The sequence below is a fragment of the Nonomuraea sp. NPDC050786 genome (assembly GCF_040654115.1).
Lineage (GTDB): Bacteria > Actinomycetota > Actinomycetes > Streptosporangiales > Streptosporangiaceae > Nonomuraea.
This window is the reverse complement of the sequence record NZ_JBFAHJ010000024.1, coordinates 128,717-152,359: the sequence shown is the minus strand read 5'-3', so window position 1 is coordinate 152,359 and position 23,643 is coordinate 128,717. Positions and strand designations below refer to the sequence as shown.

Here is a 23,643-nt window from a genome sequence, read left to right as displayed (position 1 = left end):
CGCCGCCCGGTTCAGGTCTGGTTCAGGCGGGGTACGGGGCGGGCTCGACCTCCAGCTCACGCATGCGTTCCGCATAGAGGTGGTAGCGCCGGCGCGCGTCGCCGCGGCGGCCCGCCCGGTCGAGCACGCGCACCAGGCCGAGGTGGGCGCGCTCGTCGTAACGGTCCCGCTCCAGGAGGCGCAGCCAGTAGCGCGCGGCCTCGTCGTAGCGCCGCTCCTCCGCGCGCGCCGTGGCGAGCCTGGCCGCCGCCTGCGTGTACGCCAGCCGGGCCTGCTCGCGCAGTCCCACGGCCCAGTCCGCGTACGGGTCCTCCTCGCAAAACTCCCCACCGTACGCGCTCTCGGCCGCCGCCCACCGCTCCAGCGCCTCGGCCGTACGCCCGGCCTGGTCGAGCCGTACGGCCTCAGCCACCAGATCCAGAAATATCTCGACATCGACGTCGACGTTCGACAGGTCCAGCCGTAACGTGCCCTCATCCGAGACCACGATCTCGTCCGCCGGCCTCTCGCGCGCCGGGTCCAGCACCGCGCGCAGCGTGGAGACCATGACGTTCAGCCGCCGCAGCCCGACCGCCTCGCCCTCCTGGTCCGGCCAGAGGATCTCGACCAGCCGCTCCCTGGCGGTCCCGCTCCCCCTGCGGCTGACGAGGATCTTCAGCAGGTCACGGGCCTTGCGTGACTGCCAGGCCGTACGGGGGACCGGCACGCCGCCGCGCAGCACCCGGAACGTTCCCATGGTCTCCACGACCACCCGCGCGCCCGGCGCGGGAGCGGCCCGCGCGATCAGCGCGTCGATCCGGTGGTCGAGCACCCGGCAGCCGATCGCGTGCATGCGCTCGCGCACCCTCGCGGCCACCCCGCCGCCGGTCGCCGGGTCGGTCAGAGCGGCCCTGACCAGCTCGGCCCTGGCCTGCCCGATCGGGTCGCCCAGCATGCTCCACCTGCGCACCGCCTCGTCGGCCAGCCGGTCGTCGCCGTCCAGCTCGGCCCGCAGCTCGGCGACGGCGGCCTCCGCGGCGTGATCCCTGCGGCTGACCGCGACGGGTTCGGCCTCGTCGAGCAGCGCCCTGGCGGCGTCGGGCCGCCCGCCCGCCAGCGCCGCGCGGGCGGCCGCGACCCTGGCGGTCACCCCGGCGATGCCCTCGGTGTGCCGGAGGGCCTGCTCGGCCACGCGGGCGGCCTCTTCGGGATCGTCGTCGGCGAGGAGCTCGGCCAGCGCGTTGAGCGCGTTGGACACCACCTGAACGTCGCCGGGCGGCGCCTCGGCGACGATCCGGCGGTAGATCGCGATCGCCGCCCCGCGCTCGCCGCGCAGCGCCTGGACCTCGGCCAGCCGGAGCAGTCCGTACGTGACCAGCCTGGAGCCGATCGTCTCCCACCCGGCCACCGCCGCGGCGGCCTCGGTGGCGGCCTCCTCCAGGCGGCCGAGCCCGATCAGCGCCTTGGCCCGGTTTGCGGCGCTGAGCGCGGCGAAGGGCGTGAACGACACCAGGCCCGCCAGCCTGCCCGCCTGCTCCGTCTCGGCCAGGGCCTCGGCGTACGAACCCTCGTCAAGATAGCGGGAGGCACGGTTGGCGTGGATGCGGATGAGCTGGACGATGTCGCCCGCGCGTTCGGCGTACTCCAGGGCGCGCAGGTAGTGGGCGTCGTTGGCGCGGCGGTCGCCGTCGAGGGAGGCGAGCATGGCCAGCACCGTGTTCGCCTCCGCCAGGGCGCCGGGGTCACCTAAGGCGGCGGCCTGCTCCATCGCCTTGTCGGCGAGCTCGGCGCAGCCTGCCCGATCGCCTTTCAGCCAGAGCACGGAGGCGGCGGAGGCCGCGCACGTGGCGGCGTCGGCCGGCGGGAAGCCGTACTCGTGGCCCCTGTGGTACATGGCGAGCGCCGCGTCGTACTCGCCGCGCCGGTGGTCGATGAAGCCGAGCCGCCTGGCCACGGACGCGTCGAACGCCGGCCCCTCGGCGGCCTGGGCGAGCAGCTCGCGGGCGCGGGTCCAGTGGCCGCGGTTCTGTTCGGCGACGCCGGCCAGCTTGACCATGGGAGGCGCGTGCCTGGCGGCCTCGGGCAGCAGCTCGAGCGCCGCGAGCACGTCCCCGCGTTCGGCCAGGCGCAGGCCGTACGAGTCGAGGAGCGCGGCCGCCAGGCCCGGATGCTCGGTGGCGACGGCCGCGCGCAGGGCCAGCTCGGGCCGGTCGCGCTCGACGTACCAGCGGGCCGCGACCGCCGCCACGTCGTGGGCCTCGTTCCGGTCCAGCGGGGCGTGCTTGGTCAGCACGTGCCTGCTGGTCGAGGTCAGGCGGTGGCCGTCCTGGCCGGCTTCGAGGAAGAGGCCGCGGCTGGTCAACGAGTCGAGCGTGTCGGGCGGCGCGCCGAGCGCGGCGGCCAGCTCGGCGGTCAGCACGGGCAGGACGGTGGCGGCACGCAGCAGCTCGCGCATGGCCGGCGGCAGGTCCCTGAACGCGGCGAGCGTGAGGCGTTCGAGCGTGGCGGAGTTCGCGGCCAGACCGGCGGCCGTACGGGGCCAGCCTGCGGGGTCCTCGCGGGCCAGCGTGTCGAGCGCGGCCCGCACGGCGGCCGGCCAGCCGCCGCAGGCGTCGTGCAGCGTGGCGGCGACGGCCGCGCCCTGCTCGCCCAGCCGGTCGCGGGCCCAGGTGGCGGTCTCGTCCGGGGTGAGCGCGAGGTCCGTCGCGTCCAGGTCGAGCACCTCGTGGTCCTGGCGCAGCCGGGCAGTCGGGAACGGCAGCGGCGTCCGCGACGCGGTGACCAGGTGCAGGTGTCTGGGGGCGGCGCGGACCAGCGTCTCCACGTAACGGACGGAGCCCGGCGCGCCGGCGATGGCGTCGACGTCGTCAAGGACCAGGGCGAGCCCGCGCCGCAGCCGCCTGGCCAGCGCCTCGGCCAGAGCGCCCGCCAGCGCGGACGCCCTGGCGAGTTCGTCGGCGTCGGGACCGAGCGGGGCCCCCGCGGCGGTCACCAGGTCGGCGGGCAGGCCGGGCACCTTCTCCGACAGGGCCGATGCGACCGCCCCGGCCAGCGTGGGCAGGTCGCGGTCGGCGGGCCCGAGCCGGTGGAGCACGGCGCCGACGGCCTGACTCCAGCCCGCCAGAGCGGTCGACTTCCCGTAGCCTGTAGTTGCGACGAGCGAGGTGAGCCTGTACGTAAGCGCCCCGTCGAGCCGCCGGTCGAGGGCGGGACGGGGTCGCACCCACCCTCGGTCCACCTCCGCATGCTACGCCGGGGGGTCGCCAGTGACTCCATAGTTCGAAAAGTGCCACCTCCCGGTAACAAGCCGGCGGGCGCACTATGGTCGTACTTCTTGACAGGAGGCACCGTGGAACAGGATCTGCCCGGCGGTGCGAGGCTGATCGTGGGGGTGGACGAGTCCCCGGCCTCGCGTTGGGCGCTGGCCTGGGCCATCGGGGCGGCCAGGCTGCACCGGATGGCCCTGGTCGCCGTGCATGTCAGCCGCGCGCCCGTCCATCCCTTCCCTGAGGCGCTGCCCGTCCAGCACACGCTCAGGTCCGGCGAGGAGGCCCGCTGCACCGAGGTGGTCGCCGGCGTGTTCGACGACGTCGCGGGTGGCGTGCCCGACGACATCAGGACGGCCGTGGTCGGCCGGGTCGGCGATCCCGGCTACCATCTCGTCGACCTGGCCCGCGAAGGCGACCTGCTGGTGCTCGGGCGGGGGCGGCGCGGGCTGCTCAGCCGCATCTTCCTGCCGTCGACCAGCATGTACTGCGCCCGCCACGCGAGGACCACGGTCGTCATCGTGCAGCAGCCGTCGCCGCCCGACGATCCGGAGCTGTCAGGGGAGCGGGCCCGCCGCTTCTGGACCCGCCGCCATCCGTAGCCGCCGCAGCCCTTCGGGGATGTCGTCCCTGGTGATCCCGCCGTAGCCCAGGACCACGCCGGGCAGGGCGGGGCTCTCGCCGCAGTACGCCTCCAACGACTCCACCGCCAGGCCCGGCACAGGACGTACGGACACTCCCGGGGCGAGGCGGGCACACAGGTGCAGGCCCGCGGTGGACGGGACCAGGAGCAGGCGCTCGTCGCCGGCCAGCATCTCGGCGATCATGGCGTGCCTGGCGGCGTACTCGCGGGTCGCCTTCCTGATGTGCCTGGCCAGCAGCCCCTCGTCGATGAAGCGGGCCAGCGCCGCCTGCGAGGGGACGTCGCTGTGCCAGTCGGAGAGCTGCTTGGCCGCGTGCAGCGCGGGCGCGAGCGAGGCGGGGGCGACGAGGAAGCCGAGCCTGAGCATGGGGAGCAGGGTCTTGGAGAACGAGCCCACGTAGATCACGCGGCCCGCGCGGTCGAGGCTCTGGAGGGGCTCCAGCGGGCGCTCGCCGTACCGGAACTCGCTGTCGTAGTCGTCTTCGATCACGACCGCGCCGCTGCGCTCCGCCCAGGCCAGGAGGGCGGCGCGGCGGGCTAGCGACATGGGCGTGCCCAGGGGGAACTGGTGCGACGGCGTGACGTACACGATGCGGGCGGCGCGGGGGATGGCGCTGACATCGATGCCCTCCGCGTCCACCGGCACCCCGGTCACGCGGGCGCCGAGCGAGCGGAACAGCAGGCGGGCAGGCGGGTAGCCGGGCTCCTCGACGGCCACGCAGGTGCCGGGCTCGATCAGGACGCGGCCGATGAGGTCGAGCGCCTGCTGGGCGCCGTTCGTGATCAGCACGTCGTCGGGGCCGGCGTGGACTGACCGGCTGATGCCGATATGTCGGGAGATGGCCTCTCGCAGCGGCTCGTATCCGGCGGGGTTGTGGTACATGGCGGCGCTCACCCGCAGCTCGCGGGCCACCAGCCGCCGCCACGCCTCCATCGGGAAGAGGTGCGGGTCCGGCACGCCGACGCGGAAGTCGTACCGGGCGCTCGGCATGGCCTTGGGAGTTTCGCTCTCTCGCCAGAACGCGCGCGGGCGCACGACGCCCTCCGGGGCCGCCCTGCCGCGTACCGGCTTCTGATGGAGCGGCGCGGCCGACACGAACGTGCCCGCGCCCGCCCGCCCCACCAGGAACCCGTCGGCGACCAGCCGGTCGTAGGCCACGGCGACCGTGTTCCTGGAGATCTCCAGCCTCCGCGCCAGCTCCCTGGTCGGAGGGAGCCGCTCGCCCGGCCTGAGACGGCCGTCGAGTATGGCGTCGAGGAGCTGCCGGTAGACCTGTGCGGCCAGGTCACCGCGGCCTTTCAGGCTGATGTGGAGGTCCATCTTGGCCCAATCAATTTGCCGGAAATTGGAGCTTATCTAGGGACAAGGGGAGATCCAAGATGGGGACATGACAGAACGCATGAAGCTCGGACCGCTGGTCGGGGACGTCTACCGGCACGCGGGCGCCCTTGACACATTCGTCGAGGAGAGCGCACTCCCCAAGTCCCTCCTGAACCTGGTGCTGCTGCGTGCCAGCCAGATCAACGGCTGCGTCTACTGCGTGGACCTGCACAGCGCCGACGCCGGCCGGGCGGGGGAGAGCGACGTCCGGCTGCACTCGGTCGCCGTCTGGCGGGAGTCCCCCTTCTTCACCGAGCAGGAACGCGCCGCCCTGGCCTACACCGAGGCCGCCACCCGGCTCTCCACCGATGACGTCACGGACGAGATCTGGGAGCAGGCGGCCGCCCATTTCGCCGAGAAGGAGCTGGCGGCGCTGATCGTGGCCGTGGCGACCATCAACTTCTGGAACCGCCTGGCCGTTTCCACCCGGATGACCCCTCCCTCGTACAAGCCTTGATGGGACAGTCATGAACAATCGCCGCATCCTGGCCGTTGCCCAGCTCGCGAACTCCATCGGCGACGGTGTCTACCTCGTCACCTCCGCGTTCTACTTCGCCAGGATCGTCGGCCTGTCGGCCACCGAGATCGGCTTCGGCCTCACGCTGGGCTGGGCCGTCGGCGCGGTGGCCGGCGTGCCGCTCGGGCACCTGGCCGACCGGCGCGGGCCGCGCGGAGTCGCCGTGCTGCTCGCGCTCACGACCGCCGCGGCGGTCGCCTCGTTCATGCTCGTCCGCTCGTTCGCGCTGTTCGCCCTGGTGGCCTGCCTGTACGGCACGGCGCAGACCGGCCTGTCGGCCGCCCGCCAGGCCCTGCTCGCCGGGCTCATCGCACCCGCCGAGCGCACGGTCGTACGGGCCGTCCTGCAGTCCACGCTCAACGGCGGCCTGGCCGTCGGCGCCGCCCTGGGCGGGCTCGCACTCCACCTCGGCACGCGCCCCGCCTACCTCGCGGTGTTCGCACTCGACGCCCTGAGCTTCCTGGTCGCCGCCTTCCTGCTGCTCAGGCTGCCTGCCGTACGGGCCGTCGCCCAGGTGACCTCCCCCGGCCCCCGGCTGGCGGTGCTCAGAGACCGCCCCTACGCGCTCGTCACGCTCATCAACGCCGTGATGCTCTTCTACATGCCGCTGCTCAGCCTGATCGTGCCGCTCTGGATCGCCTCGCGTACGAACGCGCCCACCTGGATGGTCTCGGTGCTGATGGTGATCAACACCGGCACGGTGCTGCTCTTCCAGGTACGGGTGGCCGGGCGGGTGAAGGGCCTGCGCTCCGCCTCCCTGTCGGTGCGGAACGCCGGACTGGTGATGTTCGGGGCGTGCGCGGTGTTCGCGCTCAGCCCGTACGGGTGGCCGTTCCTGCTGGTGGCGGCCGGCCTGCAGGTCCTTGCCGAGATGCTGCTGGCCTCCGGGTCCTGGGAGATCGGCTTCGGGCTCGCCCCTGACGACAAGCAGGGGCAGTACCAGGGGTTCTTCGGGACGGGGGTGGCGGTGGCGCGGATGCTCGGGCCTGTCGTGCTCACCACGCTGGTGCTGGGGGGCGGCACGGTCGGGTGGCTGCTGCTGGGCGGGGTGTTCGTGGCGGCCGGCGCGGCGATGGCCCCGGCCGTTCGATGGGGGGAGCATTCGCGCTCGCGCTCGCGTGAAGCGGCGGCGCAGTCGCCGATTGCCGCCGCTCACCGCGAATACGCCTGAGACCGCTCTGGCGCACTGGCCCTCTGGGGCACCAATAGGCCCGAGACCACCATGGCCGCCTCCCACGATCACCGGTTCGACGGACCCCTACATGGGACCAGCTACACGGCGCCCCCTACCTGTGACCAGCTGCACGACGCCGCCAAGGCACCGATACGACACATGACATGCGCAAAGTACAGCCGTACAACCGCGCCCTGCCACACACACAGGCGCGATATTTGGCATGATCGAGCTGTTGTCCGAGATGGCGGACACCAGAGGCGGGCGGCAGACGGGCGCCCACGACGGACGGAAAGGGGATCCAGCAGGCCGTCGGCGGCGCGCGTACCGGTCCTTACCTGGGGCTGAACACTCGCTCCCCGCACATTCCGCACATCTGGCCCGTGCGCAACACCGGGAGCGCAGCCATCCCTTGCTAGGCTGCATGTCAACCGTTGGGTCTCACCCCGGCAGGTGAGGCCGTCGAAGAAGTGGGGTCACACCGTGAAGAAGCTGCTTGTTCTGGCGCTGATCGCCCTTGGGGGGCTGCTGATCTGGCGTAAGGTGCAGGCCGACCGCGCAGAGCTCGATCTCTGGACCGAGGCGACCGGCACCGAGAACTAACCGACCGGCGAGGCGATGAGTGACGTCGTCCCCATCAAGCTGGTGTGCCTGGACCTGGCAGGCACCACAGTCGGTGACATCGCCATGGTCGAACGCGCCTTCGCAGAGGCGATCGCGACCCAGGGCATAGTGCCCGGGACCGGAGCGTACGCGCGTGCCATGGTTCACGTGCACCGGTCCCGGGGCTGTCCCAAGATCGATGTCTTTCGTGGGATCTTCCCCGGAAACGAGGCCCAGGCACAGGCGGCGAACCTGACGTTCGAGCGCTCCTATGAGGGCACCCTCGAGCGGGCAGGTCTCGAACCCATGCCCGGAGCCCTGGAGGTCCTCGACAAACTCCGCGGCACCGGCATCAAGCTCGCCCTGATCACCGGCTTCAGCCGCACCACCCTGAGCCGCGTCCTCAGCGTGCTCGGCTGGCACGACAAGATCGACCTCGCCATCTCCCCCGAAGACGCCGGCGGCCGCGGCCGCCCCTGGCCGGACATGATCCTGCACGCGGTGCTGCGCCTGGAGGTGGAGGACGTACGCCATGTAGCGGTCATCGGCGACTCGGAAAGCGACATGCTGTGCGGCAAGCGCGCCGGCGCCTCGATCGTGGCGGGCGTGATGACCGGCGTCCACAGCCGCGAACGCCTCCTCAAGGGCGGCGCCACCCACATCCTCGACTCGATCGTGGACTTCCCGAGTTTGGTGTTGAGCGATGACCTTGGAACGACGCAGGTAGCTTCGTCCGCCCGGTAAGCTATCTTCGTCGAAGGGGCCTTAGCTCAGTTGGCAGAGCGCCTGCTTTGCAAGCAGGATGTCAGGAGTTCGAATCTCCTAGGCTCCACTGCACGTAGAAGGCCACTTCCCAGGGTCGGGAAGTGGCCTCTTCGATCTTGTACAGCTGCAAAATACAGCTACATCGACGCTCTAAGGCTTACGTGGGCTACACCGATCCCAATGGGGTGAGCCACGAAGGCCGTGCTTTGAACTGGCTCCGCATCGCTGGCGCCGCGCCCAGGAGACGCTCTTCACTCGATGGCTGGCGCAAAGGCATGAAGGGGCCTTATCGCCTTGCAGGGCTTCCATCGTCGAGTACCCGCTCGACCTGGTGCTGGTCGGAGAGAGGGAACGACGCCGTCTGGACCTCGGCGTTGAGGTCGGTGCCGCTCAGCGGTTCAGGTATGCCGGGTTGGTGTAGCCATCGTTGTATGTTACGTCCTCCGATGAGACTGAAGCTCCTTCAATGCTTCTATAATCTCCCGCTCCGCAGGCAATTCCAGGCCATTGTATAGAATGACAAACTCGTGCAGTGGTGTATCTCCAGATATGCCGCTGAAGTTTTCTACTGTGCCATTAGGGCGACGTCCTATACCGGCCAGTGTATCGATAAGGCCGAACATGCGCAGGGTCTCGTGAGCGCTATATGCTTCTCGCCCTATTCCAAATTTGATCAGTCGCTCTCTTTCCTCGACTTTTACCCATGGAGAGCTATCGCCCCCCTGGAGTGCCATAAGCATCAAGAGTAGCAATATTTCTGAATCTTCGAGTGTGTAGACCCAGCCATTGGTGAAGAAGGCCGTTGGGATTGCTATGTGCGGTTCAGTCTTTCGAGGTACGGCATATTGGACAACTTCGCCACCTGGGCGTACTCCGCCTTCGTCGAGTAGTTGAAACCGCTCATACTTCGAATAACTATTAGCGCTATCCAGCTCTACGAGCCGCTCGGCTTCGCTACCTAGACGTGCTAGGGCCGACGTAATCATCCGACGCCTTCTTGCTATATTTCCCTGTGTAGCCCGTCCATTCGGCGTCGAAGGAGGGATGGCTATTAAGTCGGTCCAGCCAGTGTCGGATCCCCCTGCTACAAGCGGACGACTGTTGATAGGTCGTCCGCCCCCTCGGCGATGCATCTGAGCCTCGTAGAGGGCGATTAGGTAAAAGCGAAGCGCGATCCCTCGAGGGGACACTATTCTGGCTGCTGGAGGACGCTGCCCTTTTGGGGGCAACCTCCTTGAGGAATAGAGGCCGGTCGGACGCTCGGAGTAGATAAATCTCCGCCGAAGGCGAATTTCGTTTGCTCGCCGATCAGCGAGTCCGAGATTGTTCAGGTGATCAAGTGCGCGATGTACCGTCCCTGCGGCCTGCATCTCCTGTAGACGCCCGAGGCGCTTCCGGATGGCCTGCTGCTGATTTGTCCTCATGTATCACCTCGGAGCCTGGCGGTTCAGACAGCAAGCAACTTCAACGCCTTGACCCGCCCCTCCCCGTTTAGGGTCGGCAGGGTGGATCCTATGATCAACGCCCACTCGTTGGCGGGTCAAGACGTAGATACTCTCCCAGAAATTAGGCGTGAGGGTTGCCCATGATGCTGGTGACGGCCGATTGCGGGGCTCCGGGTACAGCCGGAGCCCCGCGCGACGACTACTCATGGAAAGCACAGGAGAGTGCCGCATGGCAAAGCGTAAATCTCAGCAACCCCCGCAGGAACCCCCGCCGCTGCCTCTACGTTGGGTGGTCATCCTAGCTCTGACCGGACTGGCAGCCGTTCCGGCTCACACGGCCGGAGGCCCGGCTCTAGCGATCACGGCAGCTGCCGCAGTCCTGGTAGCCCTGCAAGCGGTCGTTAGATAAGCATGGCGCTGATCATGTAGGGACAAGGCCAGATCGTGCATGGCCTTGAGGAGCGGTAGTCAGCCTGCTCGCCACACGCAGCGGGCAGGCTGACTAACAGTGTGAATCTGGCGATCGTCTCGGCTCTGTCAGGGTACTTCTCCCCAGTTACGCGGGTGAGTGGCGGATGCTCTCAAGGACCTGCAGATGCACCGGATGCTACGAGTCCAGTTGATCACCAAGCTTCATGAGCGCTCGGCGCGTCTCTTCGGACGAGACTTCGCTGTACACGTTCATGGTCACGGATATCTGTGAGTGGCGGCGGATCTGCATGGCGACGCGCGGGTGGACATCGAGGGCGACGAGCAAGGACGCGCAGGTCTTACGGGTCGCGTGTACATGGACCTTGCGGACTCCTGCCTTGGCGCAGGCGTTCCCGAAGCTGCGCCGGAAGTTGGACGGTTCGATCGGCCGGCCACTGGCGGTGGTGAAGACGAGCCCGGTGTCCCGCCAGTCGTCTCCCGCTGCCTCCCTGGCGGTGTCCCGCCAGTCGTCTCCCGCTGCCTCCCTGGCGGTGTCGCGTGCTCGTTGACGGCCACGGAGGGCCGTCGTGACGATCTCCGGGAACGGCAGCGTGGCATCGGACGCGTTCGTCATCGTCTGGCGGTGCAGCAGTTTTCCTCCCACGCGCTGAAGCTGCCAGCCGATCGTCATCTCGGCCTGATCGAGATCGACGTCTTCCCAGCGCAGTCCGAGCGTTTCGCCCAGCCGCAGCCCGAGGACGAGCACCAGGACGTAGGCCGGGTACATCGGGTCCTCGTTCTTGCGTGCCGACTCTAGAAAGGCTCGCGCCTCTTCGACGGACCAGGGCTTGACCCTGCGCTTCCGAGGGACCGACATCTTGACGTTGGCGGCGACGTTGCGCGTCAACGTCTCTTCACGCACTGCGTTGCTCAGCGCGGCCCGCAGCGTCATGTAGGCGTCATGAACCGTCCACTCCGAGGGCAGCAACCGACAGCACTTGCCGACGGCGCAGCAGCGCCGACGCCGCTTCGGGTTGCTGTGACTCTCGGGCCGAGCGGCATCCTTGCCCTGGTCGCAGCAGAGGCAGGATCGGCGCAGCTTGTTCAGCCAGGCTTGGACGTCCCGAACGGTCAGCTTGTCGAGCCGCTTGGAGCCGAGTGCTGGCGTGATGTAGAGCCGGGAGAACATCTCGTAGTTCGCCACCGTCTTGGGCGCGAGGTTGGGCTCCACGACGTTCGTGAGCCAGTACGTCAGGTAGTCCGAGAGCTTCGGCGACTTGGTGACAACGGGGCCCTTTCGGGCCAGCTCGTTAAGCTTCAGCCACTTCTCGTGGGTCTCCTCACGGGTCTTGCCGTACGCCCACTTGCGGGTCTTCTTGCCTTCCGGCGTGGTGACCCAGACGTAGCCTGCCCAACCGTTCTTGTACGGGAAGATCGAACCTTCGTTGTTGGCGCGACTGCGGCGGCTCTTACGAGGGCGCTTGGGCTCTTCGGGTGTGGCGAGTTCGGTCTTGACGGGCATCAGGCGACCTCCTCGCAGAGCCGGGTTACGTAGTCGTTGAGGGCGGTCACGGGGATGCGACGGCAGCGGGTGCCGACGACGATCGAGCCGAGTTCACCGGAGCGGATGAGGTTGTAGACGGTCCAGCGGCTGACCTTCAGCGCGGCCATTGTCTGCGGGATTGTGAGCAGTTCAGAGGTCATGTACGCCTCCGCACTGGGTTCCTGTGATGGCGGCGGCGAGGAGTCGATCTCCGAGGGTGTGGCCTTTGCCTGCGTACTCCCATTCGCTGATGACAAGGACGGTGTCTTCGTCGAAGAGGGGGAGGCGGCCTGTGGTGATGTCGTTGAGGCGGGCGTGGTGTTCGCGGTCAGCGCGGATGTCACCGAGGGTGGCGGAGTAGTGGCGGGACCGAGTGGAGAAGTGGCCGCGGAAGTCGAGCATGTGGGCCCAGTCGGCAAGGCGGAGTTGGGCCAGGTCCGGTTCGGTGCCGAGCTGCATGCAGGTGGTGATGAGGCGGCGGGCGTGGTCGCGCAGGTTGTAGGCGTTGAGGTTGTCGAGTGGGTTGATGCGGCGGTCGAGGGTGCCGACGCATTCGGCGGCTTTGGTGGCGTACTTGGCGATGTAGCCGGCGACGGCTTGTTCGGTGAGGTCGCCGTTCAGGGTGATGGGGCGGATGTCGAGCTGGCTGCCCCACCGCAGGACCCGCTCAGGCTGGTCGGCGTAGGCGGAAGCGGTGGCGGAGACGGCCTTGGTCGCGTGCTGGATGGCTTGGGTCAGGGTGTCGGTAGTGGCCCAGGCCGGTGGCGGTGCGTCAGGGCCGCCGGGGCCGTCGAGGCGGATGACGGCGTGGAAGTGGACAACGCCACGCCGCTGGTATTCGGCGACTTTGGCGAAGGAGAGGGTGAGGTGGTGGCGGAGCTCTTTGAGGAGCAGGCCAAGGTTAGGGGTTCGAGTCCTCTCGGCCGCGCACAGCAGAAAGGCCCGCTATCAGGGATTCCCTGGAGCGGGCCTTCGTGTTTGCCAGGACAAGCTTGGGATCTTGCCGACACGGGCCCCCCTTACTCGCCGATCGCTTCGGCGGGGCCGAGCTTCGTCCACCGCAGCAGTTATCTGGGGTAGTCAAGCGACCTGGCTGGTCAGCCGCGTGAAGGTCTGTCAGGCACGTCAGGCAAGTGGAGCTCAGCATGCCGAGCATGGTGAGCTCCGGCGTGAAGGCATTCGAACGTGTGGAGAGCGATCGATCAGCGTTGATCTCGCTGCCTATGGAAGGTTACGACTGCAGCTTGACCTGATCAGGTGCGGATGTGAGGGCGGCGACGGTAAGCGTCAGGTGCTGGGTCAGTACCTCGGTGGCGGTGTCGGCGTCACGGGCCAGCGCCGCTTCCTCCAGGCGGCGGTGCTCCGCAGCGCCGTCGCGGTCGGGTGTGCGCTGCGCCGACCAGCGGCGGGCCAGCTCGCCGGCCGTCCATAGCCTGTCGAAGGTGTCCAGCAGCACGGGGTTGCCGCACCCGTCCAGCAGGGTCCGGTGGAAGACGCGGTGTGCCTCCGACCACGCGCTGGTGTAGTACTCGCCTTCCTCCGGCTCGTACGGCGGTGTGCGGGTCAGGCGGTGGTGGGCCGCGCGCACCCGTGCCTCCCAGTCGAGGTCGCCGCGCTCGATCGCCAGGCGCAGCATGACCGGCTCGATCGTACGGCGGGCCTCGGCGATCTGTTGCCACCGCCGGTCGGAGAAGTCGGGGACGGCGAAGCCGCGGTTGGGCAGCCGCACCGCGATGCCCTCGCCCACTAGCCGCACCAGGGCCTCGCGGACGACGGCCAGGCTGACCTGGTGCTGCTGGGCCAGTTGCTGCGGCTTGAGCGCCTCACCGGGGGCGTACTCGCCCCTCATGATCGCTTCTTGAAGCCGGGTGTGAACACGCTCGGAGAGCATCTGTTTCGTCGAGGGGTCGGCCGTCCGCATCATGCCCTCAGGATAGACCATCTGCCAAATAATCGATTATTCGTGTTACAGTCGATGATGTGTGAACGGCGCCCCCCGATGGCGCTGCCCACGTCTGCCGACCCATCGGCCGACACCCTCACCACCTGTTCGAAGGACCAGACATGAACAACCCCTTTGCCCGCCTGCCCCAGGTGCCCTCCTTCACCCTCACCAGCACCACGCTGGCCGACGGTGCCCCCTGGCCCGCCGAACAGATGTCCGCAAGCCTCCCGGGAGGCAAGGACATCTCGCCACAGCTGTCGTGGAACGGCGCCCCCGAGGGGACGAAGAGCTACGCCGTCACGGTGTACGACCCGGATGCGCCGACCGGCTCCGGATTCTGGCACTGGGCCGTGGCCGACATCCCCGCCACCGTCACTGAGCTGCCCGAAGGCGCGGGCGACGACACCGGCTCCGGCCTCCCCGACGGCGCCTACCAACTGCCCAACGACGCCCGAGTGGCGCGTTACCTCGGCGCGGCCCCGCCGACGGGGCACGGCCCGCACCGCTACTTCGTCGTGGTGCACGCCCTCGACACGGAGGCCATCGGCGTCCCGGCCAGTGCCACCCCCGCCTACCTCGGCTTCACCATCACCGGCCACCTCCTCGGCCGCGCGGTCCTGACCGCCACCGCCGAAACCCCATGACCGTGACCCCGATCGAGCTCTCCGCGTCCGGCATCCACCTGTCCCGGGGCGGCAGGATCCACGCCGGTGCCCGGCCGGCGGACGCCGGGCGCGATGGCTGGCACCTGAAGGCGTTCCACGCCAGGACCGGCTCCGACGTCCACGCCGACCACTGGCACGTGAACACCGAGGCCGACGAGATCGTGTCCTGCGTCATCGGCAAGATCCGCCTCTACCTGCGTCCAGAACGACCGGGACGGCAGGGGGAAGTAGAGGAGGAGATCAGACTGACGGCCGGCACCGCCGCCATCGTCCCGCGCGGACGGTGGCACCGGATCCAGCTCGACATCCCCAGCACCATCATGACCATCACTGCGTCATGTGGCGGCCGTTTGGAGAGCCGCGCCGACCCCCTCTGACGGCGCCTGCTCTCCGATGGCGCACCTTCTGGTGACCGACGCCCTCCAACGGCACCCGCTCCTAGCTTCGCTTACGCGGTCGAGCAGGGAGCCCTCGACGGAAACGGCCACCGCGCGATGCTCCGAGTACGACCAGTGCCCGGAGGTGTGCGGTGGCCGTCCCTACTTGCCTTACAACCCCAGATAATTTGTCAGGCATCTTGGTCAAGGCTCCCCATGCCACACATGCCTGACGCTTCGAACCCACCCCAGATAACCGACGAGGCTGGGGCGATCGACACCGAGGCATCGGAGAACGATGGCTGAGGTGACAGCAGCGCTGACAGCAACATCCCCACATGCCGACGCATTTGTGCCACCGCACACACGCGCCTGATCACGTTCTACATCAGCTGAGCAGGATGGAAAGGATCGTCATGCTCTGCTAGGCCAGGCTCCGGCGTTAGCCTGTACTTGAACGCTCGGCAAGGTCACGAGCAAGGTCGAGCAGATGGGGCAGGCGCAAGGTTCGGCCGCCGCTTCCAGGCAGCGGCACGTGCAAGGGCTCGGTCCAGTTGGCTGGGATTGCGGCCGGCCCGTATACGGCTCCCGCAAGGCCGCCTGTGACCGCGGCAACGGTATCGGTGTCGCCGCCCAGGTCGATTGCGGCACGAACGGCATCCGCATAGTTGTGGGTGGTACGCAGAGCCCACACGGCTGAGCCGAGACAGGGCCAGACGGCGCCGTTGAACTCGGTGGCCTGATCGGGATACCAGTCGGTGGCGAGGACGGTGGCGTAGCGCTGACGATGGTCGGGCTGGACGGCAGCGAGGATCTGCGGGAGCTCGTCCAAGGGGCCCGCACCGTTCAAGGCGACACGTATCAGGTCGTGAAAGATCGCACTGCCTTCCCATGCAGCTGGGTCCCCGTGGGTGAGGGCGGCGATGTGCCGAGCGGCGTCCATGGTGGCCTGCCGTCCGTCGCGGGCGAAGTACACCGCCGACAACGTGGACCGCATCAGCGCGCCATTACCCGCGGCTCGGTGGCTGCTGCGGTAGTGGGCGGCGGCGGCCTGGTCCCAGGGCAGCCCGCGGGTCAGAACGTCTTCGGTCTGGAGTCCGATGTCCTTGGGCTCATCGGCTGCCCACCGCTGGAAGCGGGCGAAGATATCCGGCAGGTCCAGGCCGCCCTGCTCCAGCAGCGACTCGGCCACGTGCACGGCCATCTGCGTATCGTCGGTGGCCTCGCCGGCGTCCCAGCCGCCACCTCCGCTCATCTCGCCCCCGGCACCCGGTACCGGGAAGCGGGCGGAGAACGCTCCCGCCGGGCCGAACTCGAATGGAGCACCCAGCGCGTCGCCCACCGCCGAGCCGACGACCGCGCCAATGGCACGCTGCACAAGGTTCACTTCAGCAGGCTACCGAGCTGATCGAAGGAGAGAGCGAACCTCGCAAGCAGGACGGGTCAGGCCGCCGGGCAGAGCGTTGCGTACAGCAGAGGAATACAGCAACGTCTGCTTACACGATCACCCGTTGCCGACCCGCACCTACCGCTTGACCAGGGACGCGTGCCCTCTGCGAGGTGACTGGCTCCCGTTTGCAAGCAGGATGTCAGGAGTTCGAATCTCCTAGGCTCCACCCCAGGTCAAAGGCCACTCCCCGTGATCGGGAAGTGGCCTTTTCGATCTTGTACAGCTGCAGTCACATAAGACCAACTCAGCGTGTTAGTTCTCTGCAAGTCCTTAGTCCGGCCGCCACCGATCGTGCGCGTTGATCGTCCCCAATGCGTCCCAATATCGAGCGCCAGGCCTCGGCCGGGCTGCTGGAGGTACGCGCGTTCGGATAGTCAGGCGATCGCCTGGTAGGCGGTGGTCCAGAAGTCGCGGTGCAGGCGCGGCGTGTGGACGGAGTCCATCGCGCTCTGCGTCAGCAGGATGCCGACGAGGTCCTTGGCCGGGTCGGCGTACGCGGTGGTGCCCAGGCCGCCGTCCCAGCCGAACTGGCCCGGCGAGGCCAGGTCGCGGCGGTGGGTACGGACCGCCATGCCGAAGCCGAACCCGCCGTGCCGGCCGAAGTGGTCGCCGAACGCGTCCTTCTCGACCTTCTGCCCCGGCGTCAGGTGGTCCATCGTCATGAGCTCGACCGAGGCCCGGGAGAGCACCCGCTCGCCGCCCAGCGTCCCCTTGTTGAGCAGCATCCGGTAGGCGCGAAGTGTCCATGGGCAACGGTGGCGGGTGACGGACAGCACCTGCTGGGGAGGACGCCAGGCTGTGCGCCCGCCCGGCAGGTATGCGGCGAGCCACCGCGAGACTCCCACGACTTTCACCCGGACGGGATGGTCGCGGCGAGATCAGGCAGGTGAGGCGCTGGTGAGGCGCTCTTGAATCATCCGCCGGCGCTCCGCCGGAAGGTCGCGAGCATTCATTGCCGTCCGCAGAAGATCAGAATCGAATCCGTGGGCGCCCATGTGGTCGAGGAGAGGCTCGTAGCGATCAGGTCGATCCCGCAGGAGCTCCGTGGCCAACCGGAGCTCCAGACGGACCACAGGGACGCGATGAGAGCCGCACGTGACCACGACATAGTGCCGCCATGGGCCGGGGCCGACGCATTCCATCCCGTCCGCGTCGACTGGCCACTCGACGGTGCTGATCTCCAGCTGCACTCCGTTGATCTCGTACCTGGTGAAGTACTGCGAACTTGCTGGGAGCCAGGATGCCGGATAAAGGCACGGAAACGAGGAGAGGGCCGCGGCAAACGTGTCCACATGCTCTCGCCGGGCCACCAGGAGGTCGATGTCCCCGGCCGGGAGACGGACGCCCTGCAGGAGGGCGGCGCTGGTGCCACCCACCCGATAATCGAAGGCGGCGTCCGCGGCTCTCAGGGCCGTGAGTGCCGTGTCCAACGCCGTTGTGACGTCCGCCGGCCGCAGGGATGGTTCGCCGTCGCCCATGGGGGCCAGAGTATCGATCACATCGGGAGAACGGTCACCGGTTGACGATGATGAATTTCTGAATGGCCGGTACGAGGTGACGAACGGCTGATCGTTGATCCGCTGCGCATGCTCGTCCGGGCTGAGAGACGGCAGAGGGCCCGGATCGCGTTGATCCGGGCCCTCTGCCGTTCGGTGTCGCGTGTCAGCCAGTGACCGGGATCTCGGTCTTCACCGGCGTCGGCGTGGGCGCGGGCTTGGGCTTGTCCCGCGTCTCAGGCACGTTCTCGTCCCAGGTGAGCCACTCGTGGGTCACCGTCCCGATTTCCGGCGTACCGGGCTGGGCGGGGGTCGGCGTGCTGCTCGGCGTCGGCGTCGGCGTCGAGGTGGGGGTCCGCGGGGGAGTGGGCGTCGCCGTCGGCGTCTGGGAGGGCGTCGTCGGCGGCGTGGGCGTCGGCGTCACCGGGGGCGTGGGCGTCGTCGGGGGCGTGGGGGTCGTCGGCGGCGTCGGCGTCTCGGTCGGCGGCGTCGGCGTGGGCGTCGGGGTCACCGGCGGCGTGGGCGTCGGGGTGGGGGTGGGCTTGGGCTTGTCACACTTGACCCAGAACACCTTGTCCTTGGACTGGCCGTGCTTCCCCGAGGAGCGCCAGAACAGCTTGTAGTGCCCGCCCGGCAGGGCGATGTCGGCGGTACGGCCATGCCCGCTTCCGTCGAGTACGAGGGCACCGCTCTTCACCACGGTCCCGTTACCCGTGGGCGGCCACGACTTGATCTCCCACGTCACCTGCTGGCCCTTGTCGAAGCCGGACCCGACCAGATAGAACGTGCAGCAGACCTGCGCTTCGTCCTTCGGGTCGTACTCCCGCGTCGTCCAGTTGTGGACCTTGACGGTGCCGTTGTTGCCAGGCGGCGTCTGGACCGCTGCCGCCGGAGCCGCACCAGAGATGGCCAGCGCCGCCAGCGCCGCCACCGCGAGCATGAGTGTCGCTGAGACCCAGCGACGTACTGAAGAGAACCTGGGGGGTAACACGACTGCACCTCGGCTGTTATGAGAGAACCGGAGCCTCACGAGGCTCATCTGTGTAAAAATGACACATCTGCTGGCCAAAGATCTTCAAACGTTCCAAAACGTTATAAAAATGGCCAGACAGTTACGCGTTTGTCTCGTATGTGTCATAGAACCTCAGGAGCCGATCGTGCCCCTCGATGCCCCCCGCCGATTCATCGGTTCCGCGCTTGTCGCCGTGAGCCTCGTCGCCTCGACCCAGGCCGAGGCGGCCGCGTCCTCCGTCACCCTCGCCGCCGACGCCTCGGCCACGGCGACGACCGCACTCCCCAGTTCCACCACGTTCACGCAGCTGAGCGGCCTGCCGCAGGACACCGACACGTACGGCGAGCTGAGCGGCGTCGTGGTCCACCCTGGAAGCACGGCGGCCGTGTACGCCCAGCCCGGCGGCAAGCCTGTGGCCACCCTTCCGGCGCAGCAGCTCGGCAGCCAGACCTGGGTCCCGGTGGTGGAGGCGCGCAAGGGCTGGTACCGCGTGCTCCTGCCCAGCAAGCCCAACCACGTGACCGGCTGGCTCAAGGCCACGGGTCTGAAGAAGGCGCGCAGCCGCGCCCGCGCCATCGTGAATCTGGGCACCAAGAAGCTGACCGTGATGAACGCGAGCAAGAAGGTCGGCACCTGGACGGTGGCCATCGGCGGCCCCGAGACGCCGACCCCGGTGGGCAGGACCTTCCTGCTGGCCCTGATGTCGCCGAAGGACAAGGCTGCCTACAGCCCGCTGATCATGCCCCTCGGCACGCACTCGACGACGCTCGACACCTTCGGCGGCGGTCCCGGCACGGTCGCCTTCCACGGCTGGCCGGACCCGAAGGTGTTCGGCAAGGCGATCACGCACGGCTGCATCAGGGTGCCTGCTCCTGCCCTCAAGGTGCTGGCGAAGCTGCCTCTGGGAACGCCGGTTCTGATCACCCCCTGAGGACGAGGGCGGCGGCCGATCGCTCCCGGCACATGCACCGACGCGAGCTCGTGCATGTGCCGGGAAGAGGCTAAGGCGGGTGGCTCGTCACATGGAGAGCCGGGCGTACTCGTGAAGGGAGTCGCGGACGAATCTCGCGCCGTCCGTGCCTCCGTAGGTGGCGGCGAAGGACGGGTCCTTGACGTACATGTGGCCCAGGCCCCGTACGAGCTGGACCGAACGCTCGCGATCTCCATCGGCCACCGGCGTGCCGGGGATCTGGCCGAGCCATTCCACGTGCTGGGCGGCCAGCGCTTGGGCGCGCTCCGAAGCCGGGGACACGCCGTCCTTCCAGGCCGCGATCCACGCGGCGACCAACTCGTCGGTCTCCCGTTTCCAGGCGATCTGTTCCTTCAGCGTCTTCCCGTGCCACCAGGCGTTGCCCTCCAGGAAAGCGCGCTCACCCCAGCGGGATATGACGTCGTCCCGATAACGATCGTTGAAGCCGTCCAGCATCATCTCCATGGACGGGTCCGTTCCGGAGCGCCGGGCGTCAAGGGTGTGCCGGACTGCCCTGATCCGCTGGTCCAGGCGGTCGCGCTCGACTTCGAGGAGTTCGATGTGGTCGCGGAGGGCTGACTCCTCGTCCTTCTGCCGGTTCAGGACGTCTGCGATGACGGGCAGGCTCAGGCCGAGGTCCCGCAGCAGCAGGATGCGTTGAAGACGGGCCACCGCGGCCACGTCGTAATACCGATAGCCGTTGTCGCCGACCCTGGAGGGAGGCAGCAGTCCGATGTCGTCGTAGTGACGCAGCGTCCGGCTGGTGACACCGGCGCTCTCCGCGACCTGCCGGATGGTCCACTCCATGGAGCCCTCCTGCTCGAGCATCGGCACATCGCTTAGTTCTCGACGACGAAGTCGCCCTCGATGTTCTCCCGAGCCCATTCCTTGGCGTACGCCAGCTCCGCTTCTCGGGGCGACGTGAGGATCACCCGGTTCCCGTCAGGGTCGTGGATGGTGAGATCGGAGGTGAACCACGGGGTGTCCGTGGGACCTTCGATGCGGGCTCCCTGCGCGCGCAGGGCGGCCGCGAGCGGCACGAGGTCCTGGCCGCCGGCGGCGAAGCTCACGGTGGTGCTCCCGCGCTCCGGCTCGCCGGGGACGAGGAGAAGGTCCTGGTACGTCATCCGCCGCAGATGCACCAGTACGGGGGTTCCGTCCGCTCCCGGAATGGTGGCCAGGGTGATGAAGCCGACGGCCCGGTAGAACGCCTCGGCGGCTGCGATGTCCGTGACCTGGAAGGTGACGAACATCGGCATGGGGTAGACGGTCCGGTCGATGGTGAATGCGGGGCGCTCGCTCATGTTCCGACCGTAGAAGTTGACGTTGCGGGAAGGTCAAGCCGCGGGCTTGTCGTAGACCAGCGAGTACCGCCAGAAAAGCCGACGCCGTATTCTCGCCCCCGGCAGGGTGGCCGCCGCCTGGACGCGGATCTCGTCGAGGGTTTCACGCGCCGCGGCGGTCGGCGCGGTCATCTGGACCGGCAGGGATCGCGCGAGGGCCGGATGCTTGATGAGGCCCATGACCGGATTGGCGGCGAGCGCGGCCGCCGAGATCAGAAAGTCACTGGGGGTCGCCTCCCGGTAGCATCCGATGACGACGAGACGGCCGCCGGGAGAGAGGCACTCGCGCAGCTCGCGCAGCGTCTCCGACAGGGGGAGATGGTGCAGAACCGCCACCAGGGTGATCGCGTCCCACTGGCGGTCGCGGTCGCGCTGCCCGAAGCCCGCCTCCTCGATCACGACCGCGTCGGTGCCCGCGAAACGGGCCGCCGCGATGCGCGCCGTGGGCGGGTCCGGCTCGAGGCCGGTGACGGACACGGCTCGGAGCCGGAGGCGGTCGATCAGGTTGCCCGTGCCGCAACCGACGTCGAGGACGTGGCGCGCGCCGCCGGCAGCGACCTGTCCGGCGACCCAGCGCCCGTAGAAGTCGTTGTGACTCCACGGGTGCCGGGCGTTGAAGCGATCGAGACGCGAGAGGAGACCCACCCCGACACGGTAGAGGAGGCTGAGATCCATCCTGCTGTTGGACTCTCCCACTGTGGGAGGCCTCATGCTCCTTCCAGCCGTCACCAGAGGAGAGCGACGCATGACCATCGTGAAGGACATCGAGGCCCGCGGCATGCACCACTGCGAGACGACGGCACTGGGAGTGCTGCTGCGGCATGAGGGGCTTGATCTGTCCGAGCCCATGCTGTTCGGGCTGGGCTCGGGCCTGTCCTTCATCTATTGGGACAGCAAGAGCATGGCGTTCCCGTTTCTGGGAGGCCGCGTCAAGCCTTTCCACCTCACCAGGAACCTGGCCTCCAGGCTGGGACTGAAGCTGACCGTCGAGGAGACCACCTCACCGCGCAAGGCGTGGGAGCACGTGGCCGGCCCCATCGACGCCGGTCGGCCGGTCGGCCTCCAGCTCGACTGCTACCACCTGGACTATTTCCGGTCCAAGGTGCACTTCGGCGGTCATGTCGTCGCCATGTACGGCTACGACGAGCACGACGTCTACCTGGTGGACACCGACCAGCAGGGAGGAGCGGTGCGCACCAGCCGGGCCGGCCTCGCCATGGCGCGGGCCGAACGCGGCCCGATGACCGCCAGGCACCGATCGTTCACCATCACCCTGCCGGCTCACCCGCTCTCCTGGCAGGACCAGATCATCCCCGCCATCAAGGACTGCGCCGACGCCTTCCTCGCCGCTCCCATCGCGAACCTGGGCCACCGCGGCATCGAGAAAGCCGGCAAGCGGGTGCCCGGATGGCTGCTACGCGCCGGCCGGCCGGAGCAGGACCTGCCCCAGGCCGCCCTCCTCATGGAGAAGGGCGGCACCGGCGGTGCCCTGTTCCGCGCCCTCTACCGGGACTTCCTCGACGAGTGCACCCGGCTGATCGACGACGGCAACCTCCGTGCCGGTCACAAGCTGTACGCCGAAGCCGCCGTCCTGTGGACGGACGTGTCCACCCTGATCGCGAAGGCCGGCGAGAGCGGCGACGCGGGGTACCTCGAGCAGGCCGGCGTGATCCTCCACGATCTTTCGCGCATCGAGAAGGACGCCATGCAGGTGCTGCGTCAGCTGTAGGACAACGGGAGCACGCCGGATCTACAGCCTGCGCATCAGCAGATGGCCTCGGCGGAACCGCTCATCCTCATGAGGCTCGCGCAGCATTCGTCCCACTTCGACGAACCCCTCCTTGCGCGCCAGTTCGGCGAGCTCGTCGATCGGCCATCGGTAGGCCGGCGTCACCTTGTGATCAAACTGGAGCACCGGCCCGCCCTCGGACTCGAAGAAGCCGACCAGGAGGTGACCGCCCGGAGCCAGCACCCGGGCGAACTCGGCGAAATACGGCGGCAGTTCGTGCGGCGGGGTGTGGATGACGGAGTACCAGGACACGAGGCCGCCCAGCTCGCCGTCCGCCAGGTCGAGGGCGTCCATCGAACCGACCTCGAAGCGCAGGTCGGGATAGGCCTCACGGGCCAGGCCGATCATCACAGCGGACAGGTCGATGCCGAAGGCGTCCAGGCCGAGGTCCCGCAGGTGCGCCGTCAGATATCCGGGGCCGCATCCGGCCTCCGCCACAGGCCGGGGACCGGCGGTCCGTACGAGCTCGGCGAACGCGGCGAGCACCGCCCGATCCAGGGGGAGGCGGTCGAGACTGTCCCGGACGAACTCGGCATAAATGGTGGCGACGGCATCGTAGGCGTCCGCCGTCGCTGTCAGGTAGGGGGAGGATTCAGCCATGGCGGATGACTGTAGTTCATCGGCCGGCGGGGGATCAGCGGGTGCGCGGAGGGCGCGGGCTCCGATACGGCCGGTATGAAACTTTCGGGGTCTCCGGAGCGTTTCCCCACGCCCGCAGCGGCTTCCATCCCCGCTCGTTGACATGGCCGCGGCGGTTGGGGACCCTTCCCCCTTGTCAGCGCTCAGGTTATTCGGGTCCTCGTCATCGAGGGCGGTCATGGTGATCTCCGCTCTCTCCTCGCGCCATCTCTCGCCGTTCCTTCCGATGG

Annotated in this window: 24 protein-coding genes and 1 tRNA gene; 10 read left to right on the top strand and 15 right to left on the bottom strand. The window is 68.5% G+C overall.

Annotated features, from left to right (window positions below):
* Positions 1-22: 22 nt before the first annotated feature.
* On the bottom strand, positions 23-3,217 hold the full coding sequence (locus tag AB0H84_RS35610; protein WP_357614349.1) for a BTAD domain-containing putative transcriptional regulator: 3,195 nt from the start codon (positions 3,215-3,217) through the stop codon (positions 23-25).
* A gap of 111 nt (positions 3,218-3,328) precedes the next feature.
* Between AB0H84_RS35610 and AB0H84_RS35605 the strand changes: the two genes are divergently transcribed.
* Positions 3,329-3,847, top strand: a complete 519-nt coding sequence (locus AB0H84_RS35605; protein ID WP_357614346.1) for a universal stress protein — start codon at positions 3,329-3,331, stop codon at positions 3,845-3,847.
* Here AB0H84_RS35605 and AB0H84_RS35600 read toward each other — a convergent pair.
* Positions 3,803-5,209: a PLP-dependent aminotransferase family protein gene (locus AB0H84_RS35600; protein ID WP_357614344.1), complete on the bottom strand. Its 1,407-nt coding sequence runs from the start codon at positions 5,207-5,209 to the stop codon at positions 3,803-3,805. The genes AB0H84_RS35605 and AB0H84_RS35600 overlap by 45 nt on opposite strands.
* A gap of 67 nt (positions 5,210-5,276) precedes the next feature.
* On the opposite strand from AB0H84_RS35600, the gene AB0H84_RS35595 reads away from it, so the two are divergent.
* The 5 genes from AB0H84_RS35595 to AB0H84_RS35575 all read left to right on the top strand — a co-directional run bounded on the left by AB0H84_RS35595 (position 5,277) and on the right by AB0H84_RS35575 (position 8,395).
* Positions 5,277-5,726 carry a carboxymuconolactone decarboxylase family protein gene (locus tag AB0H84_RS35595; RefSeq protein WP_357614341.1) on the top strand — a complete coding sequence of 150 codons (450 nt, stop codon included), beginning with the start codon at positions 5,277-5,279 and terminating at the stop codon, positions 5,724-5,726.
* 10 nt (positions 5,727-5,736) lie between these two features.
* Positions 5,737-6,957 carry an MFS transporter gene (locus tag AB0H84_RS35590; protein WP_357614339.1) on the top strand — a complete coding sequence of 407 codons (1,221 nt, stop codon included), beginning with the start codon at positions 5,737-5,739 and terminating at the stop codon, positions 6,955-6,957.
* A gap of 486 nt (positions 6,958-7,443) precedes the next feature.
* Positions 7,444-7,563 carry a DLW-39 family protein gene (locus AB0H84_RS35585; protein WP_218154143.1) on the top strand — a complete coding sequence of 40 codons (120 nt, stop codon included), beginning with the start codon at positions 7,444-7,446 and terminating at the stop codon, positions 7,561-7,563.
* Positions 7,564-7,578: 15 nt separating this feature from the next.
* Positions 7,579-8,307 carry an HAD-IA family hydrolase gene (locus AB0H84_RS35580; protein WP_357614336.1) on the top strand — a complete coding sequence of 243 codons (729 nt, stop codon included), beginning with the start codon at positions 7,579-7,581 and terminating at the stop codon, positions 8,305-8,307.
* Between the two features lie 15 nt (positions 8,308-8,322).
* Positions 8,323-8,395, top strand: a tRNA-Ala gene (locus AB0H84_RS35575).
* A gap of 367 nt (positions 8,396-8,762) precedes the next feature.
* On the opposite strand, the gene AB0H84_RS35570 is transcribed toward AB0H84_RS35575, so the two are convergent.
* The 5 genes from AB0H84_RS35570 to AB0H84_RS35550 form a co-directional block, all read right to left on the bottom strand.
* On the bottom strand, positions 8,763-9,314 hold the full coding sequence (locus tag AB0H84_RS35570) for a hypothetical protein (RefSeq protein ID WP_357614333.1): 552 nt from the start codon (positions 9,312-9,314) through the stop codon (positions 8,763-8,765).
* Positions 9,315-10,380: 1,066 nt separating this feature from the next.
* The gene (locus tag AB0H84_RS35565) at positions 10,381-11,706 is read right to left on the bottom strand and encodes a site-specific integrase (RefSeq protein ID WP_357614330.1); all 1,326 of its coding nucleotides are present in this window, start codon (positions 11,704-11,706) and stop codon (positions 10,381-10,383) included.
* A complete protein-coding gene (locus AB0H84_RS35560; RefSeq protein WP_319719612.1) occupies positions 11,706-11,888 on the bottom strand; it encodes a helix-turn-helix domain-containing protein in 183 nt (60 codons plus the stop codon). The genes AB0H84_RS35565 and AB0H84_RS35560 overlap by 1 nt, the downstream gene beginning before the upstream one ends.
* Positions 11,878-12,621 carry a replication initiator gene (locus AB0H84_RS35555; protein WP_357614475.1) on the bottom strand — a complete coding sequence of 248 codons (744 nt, stop codon included), beginning with the start codon at positions 12,619-12,621 and terminating at the stop codon, positions 11,878-11,880. Before AB0H84_RS35555 ends, AB0H84_RS35560 begins: the two co-directional genes overlap by 11 nt.
* Before the next feature lie 337 nt (positions 12,622-12,958).
* Entirely contained in the window at positions 12,959-13,618 is a 660-nt protein-coding gene (locus AB0H84_RS35550) for a GntR family transcriptional regulator (RefSeq protein ID WP_357614473.1), read from the bottom strand.
* A gap of 173 nt (positions 13,619-13,791) precedes the next feature.
* Between AB0H84_RS35550 and AB0H84_RS35545 the strand changes: the two genes are divergently transcribed.
* Positions 13,792-14,316: a YbhB/YbcL family Raf kinase inhibitor-like protein gene (locus AB0H84_RS35545; protein WP_357614327.1), complete on the top strand. Its 525-nt coding sequence runs from the start codon at positions 13,792-13,794 to the stop codon at positions 14,314-14,316.
* Positions 14,313-14,714: a cupin gene (locus AB0H84_RS35540; protein ID WP_357614325.1), complete on the top strand. Its 402-nt coding sequence runs from the start codon at positions 14,313-14,315 to the stop codon at positions 14,712-14,714. The genes AB0H84_RS35545 and AB0H84_RS35540 overlap by 4 nt, the downstream gene beginning before the upstream one ends.
* 442 nt (positions 14,715-15,156) lie before the next feature.
* On the opposite strand, the gene AB0H84_RS35535 is transcribed toward AB0H84_RS35540, so the two are convergent.
* The 4 genes from AB0H84_RS35535 to AB0H84_RS35520 form a co-directional block, all read right to left on the bottom strand.
* Positions 15,157-16,101: an ADP-ribosylglycohydrolase family protein gene (locus AB0H84_RS35535; RefSeq protein ID WP_357614322.1), complete on the bottom strand. Its 945-nt coding sequence runs from the start codon at positions 16,099-16,101 to the stop codon at positions 15,157-15,159.
* Between the two features lie 437 nt (positions 16,102-16,538).
* Entirely contained in the window at positions 16,539-17,018 is a 480-nt protein-coding gene (locus AB0H84_RS35530; RefSeq protein ID WP_357614319.1) for a serine hydrolase, read from the bottom strand.
* Between the two features lie 24 nt (positions 17,019-17,042).
* On the bottom strand, positions 17,043-17,642 hold the full coding sequence (locus tag AB0H84_RS35525; protein ID WP_357614316.1) for a hypothetical protein: 600 nt from the start codon (positions 17,640-17,642) through the stop codon (positions 17,043-17,045).
* 184 nt (positions 17,643-17,826) lie between these two features.
* The gene (locus AB0H84_RS35520) at positions 17,827-18,600 is read right to left on the bottom strand and encodes a hypothetical protein (RefSeq protein ID WP_357614313.1); all 774 of its coding nucleotides are present in this window, start codon (positions 18,598-18,600) and stop codon (positions 17,827-17,829) included.
* A 217-nt stretch (positions 18,601-18,817) separates the two neighbouring features.
* Between AB0H84_RS35520 and AB0H84_RS35515 the strand changes: the two genes are divergently transcribed.
* Complete coding sequence (locus AB0H84_RS35515; RefSeq protein WP_357614311.1) at positions 18,818-19,603, top strand: L,D-transpeptidase; 786 nt, start codon at positions 18,818-18,820, stop codon at positions 19,601-19,603.
* Positions 19,604-19,690: 87 nt separating this feature from the next.
* On the opposite strand, the gene AB0H84_RS35510 is transcribed toward AB0H84_RS35515, so the two are convergent.
* Genes AB0H84_RS35510 through AB0H84_RS35500 form a run of 3 tightly spaced genes read right to left on the bottom strand, consistent with a single transcriptional unit; the run spans position 19,691 to position 21,630 of the window.
* Entirely contained in the window at positions 19,691-20,449 is a 759-nt protein-coding gene (locus AB0H84_RS35510) for a MerR family transcriptional regulator (RefSeq protein WP_357614308.1), read from the bottom strand.
* 32 nt (positions 20,450-20,481) lie between these two features.
* A complete protein-coding gene (locus tag AB0H84_RS35505) occupies positions 20,482-20,946 on the bottom strand; it encodes a VOC family protein (RefSeq protein WP_357614305.1) in 465 nt (154 codons plus the stop codon).
* Positions 20,947-20,979: 33 nt separating this feature from the next.
* A complete protein-coding gene (locus tag AB0H84_RS35500; RefSeq protein ID WP_357614302.1) occupies positions 20,980-21,630 on the bottom strand; it encodes a methyltransferase in 651 nt (216 codons plus the stop codon).
* 100 nt (positions 21,631-21,730) lie between these two features.
* Between AB0H84_RS35500 and AB0H84_RS35495 the strand changes: the two genes are divergently transcribed.
* Positions 21,731-22,714: a BtrH N-terminal domain-containing protein gene (locus AB0H84_RS35495; protein ID WP_357614299.1), complete on the top strand. Its 984-nt coding sequence runs from the start codon at positions 21,731-21,733 to the stop codon at positions 22,712-22,714.
* A 21-nt stretch (positions 22,715-22,735) separates the two neighbouring features.
* On the opposite strand, the gene AB0H84_RS35490 is transcribed toward AB0H84_RS35495, so the two are convergent.
* Positions 22,736-23,374, bottom strand: a complete 639-nt coding sequence (locus AB0H84_RS35490; RefSeq protein WP_357614296.1) for a class I SAM-dependent methyltransferase — start codon at positions 23,372-23,374, stop codon at positions 22,736-22,738.
* Between the last annotated feature and the right edge of the window lie 269 nt (positions 23,375-23,643).

Excerpts from the sequence above, each read along its gene's own strand:
- AB0H84_RS35600 (WP_357614344.1), bottom strand. The coding sequence starts at position 5,209 with ATGGACCTCCACATCAGCCTGAAAGGCCGCGGTGACCTGGCCGCACAG.
- AB0H84_RS35595 (WP_357614341.1), top strand. The coding sequence starts at position 5,277 with ATGACAGAACGCATGAAGCTCGGACCGCTGGTCGGGGACGTCTACCGG.
- AB0H84_RS35590 (WP_357614339.1), top strand. The coding sequence starts at position 5,737 with ATGAACAATCGCCGCATCCTGGCCGTTGCCCAGCTCGCGAACTCCATC.
- AB0H84_RS35580 (WP_357614336.1), top strand. The coding sequence starts at position 7,579 with ATGAGTGACGTCGTCCCCATCAAGCTGGTGTGCCTGGACCTGGCAGGC.
- AB0H84_RS35570 (WP_357614333.1), bottom strand. The coding sequence starts at position 9,314 with ATGATTACGTCGGCCCTAGCACGTCTAGGTAGCGAAGCCGAGCGGCTC.
- AB0H84_RS35565 (WP_357614330.1), bottom strand. The coding sequence starts at position 11,706 with ATGCCCGTCAAGACCGAACTCGCCACACCCGAAGAGCCCAAGCGCCCT.
- AB0H84_RS35560 (WP_319719612.1), bottom strand. The coding sequence starts at position 11,888 with ATGACCTCTGAACTGCTCACAATCCCGCAGACAATGGCCGCGCTGAAG.
- AB0H84_RS35550 (WP_357614473.1), bottom strand. The coding sequence starts at position 13,618 with ATGCTCTCCGAGCGTGTTCACACCCGGCTTCAAGAAGCGATCATGAGG.
- AB0H84_RS35545 (WP_357614327.1), top strand. The coding sequence starts at position 13,792 with ATGAACAACCCCTTTGCCCGCCTGCCCCAGGTGCCCTCCTTCACCCTC.
- AB0H84_RS35540 (WP_357614325.1), top strand. The coding sequence starts at position 14,313 with ATGACCGTGACCCCGATCGAGCTCTCCGCGTCCGGCATCCACCTGTCC.
- AB0H84_RS35525 (WP_357614316.1), bottom strand. The coding sequence starts at position 17,642 with ATGGGCGACGGCGAACCATCCCTGCGGCCGGCGGACGTCACAACGGCG.
- AB0H84_RS35520 (WP_357614313.1), bottom strand. The coding sequence starts at position 18,600 with ATGCTCGCGGTGGCGGCGCTGGCGGCGCTGGCCATCTCTGGTGCGGCT.
- AB0H84_RS35510 (WP_357614308.1), bottom strand. The coding sequence starts at position 20,449 with ATGGAGTGGACCATCCGGCAGGTCGCGGAGAGCGCCGGTGTCACCAGC.
- AB0H84_RS35505 (WP_357614305.1), bottom strand. The coding sequence starts at position 20,946 with ATGAGCGAGCGCCCCGCATTCACCATCGACCGGACCGTCTACCCCATG.
- AB0H84_RS35495 (WP_357614299.1), top strand. The coding sequence starts at position 21,731 with ATGACCATCGTGAAGGACATCGAGGCCCGCGGCATGCACCACTGCGAG.
- AB0H84_RS35490 (WP_357614296.1), bottom strand. The coding sequence starts at position 23,374 with ATGGCTGAATCCTCCCCCTACCTGACAGCGACGGCGGACGCCTACGAT.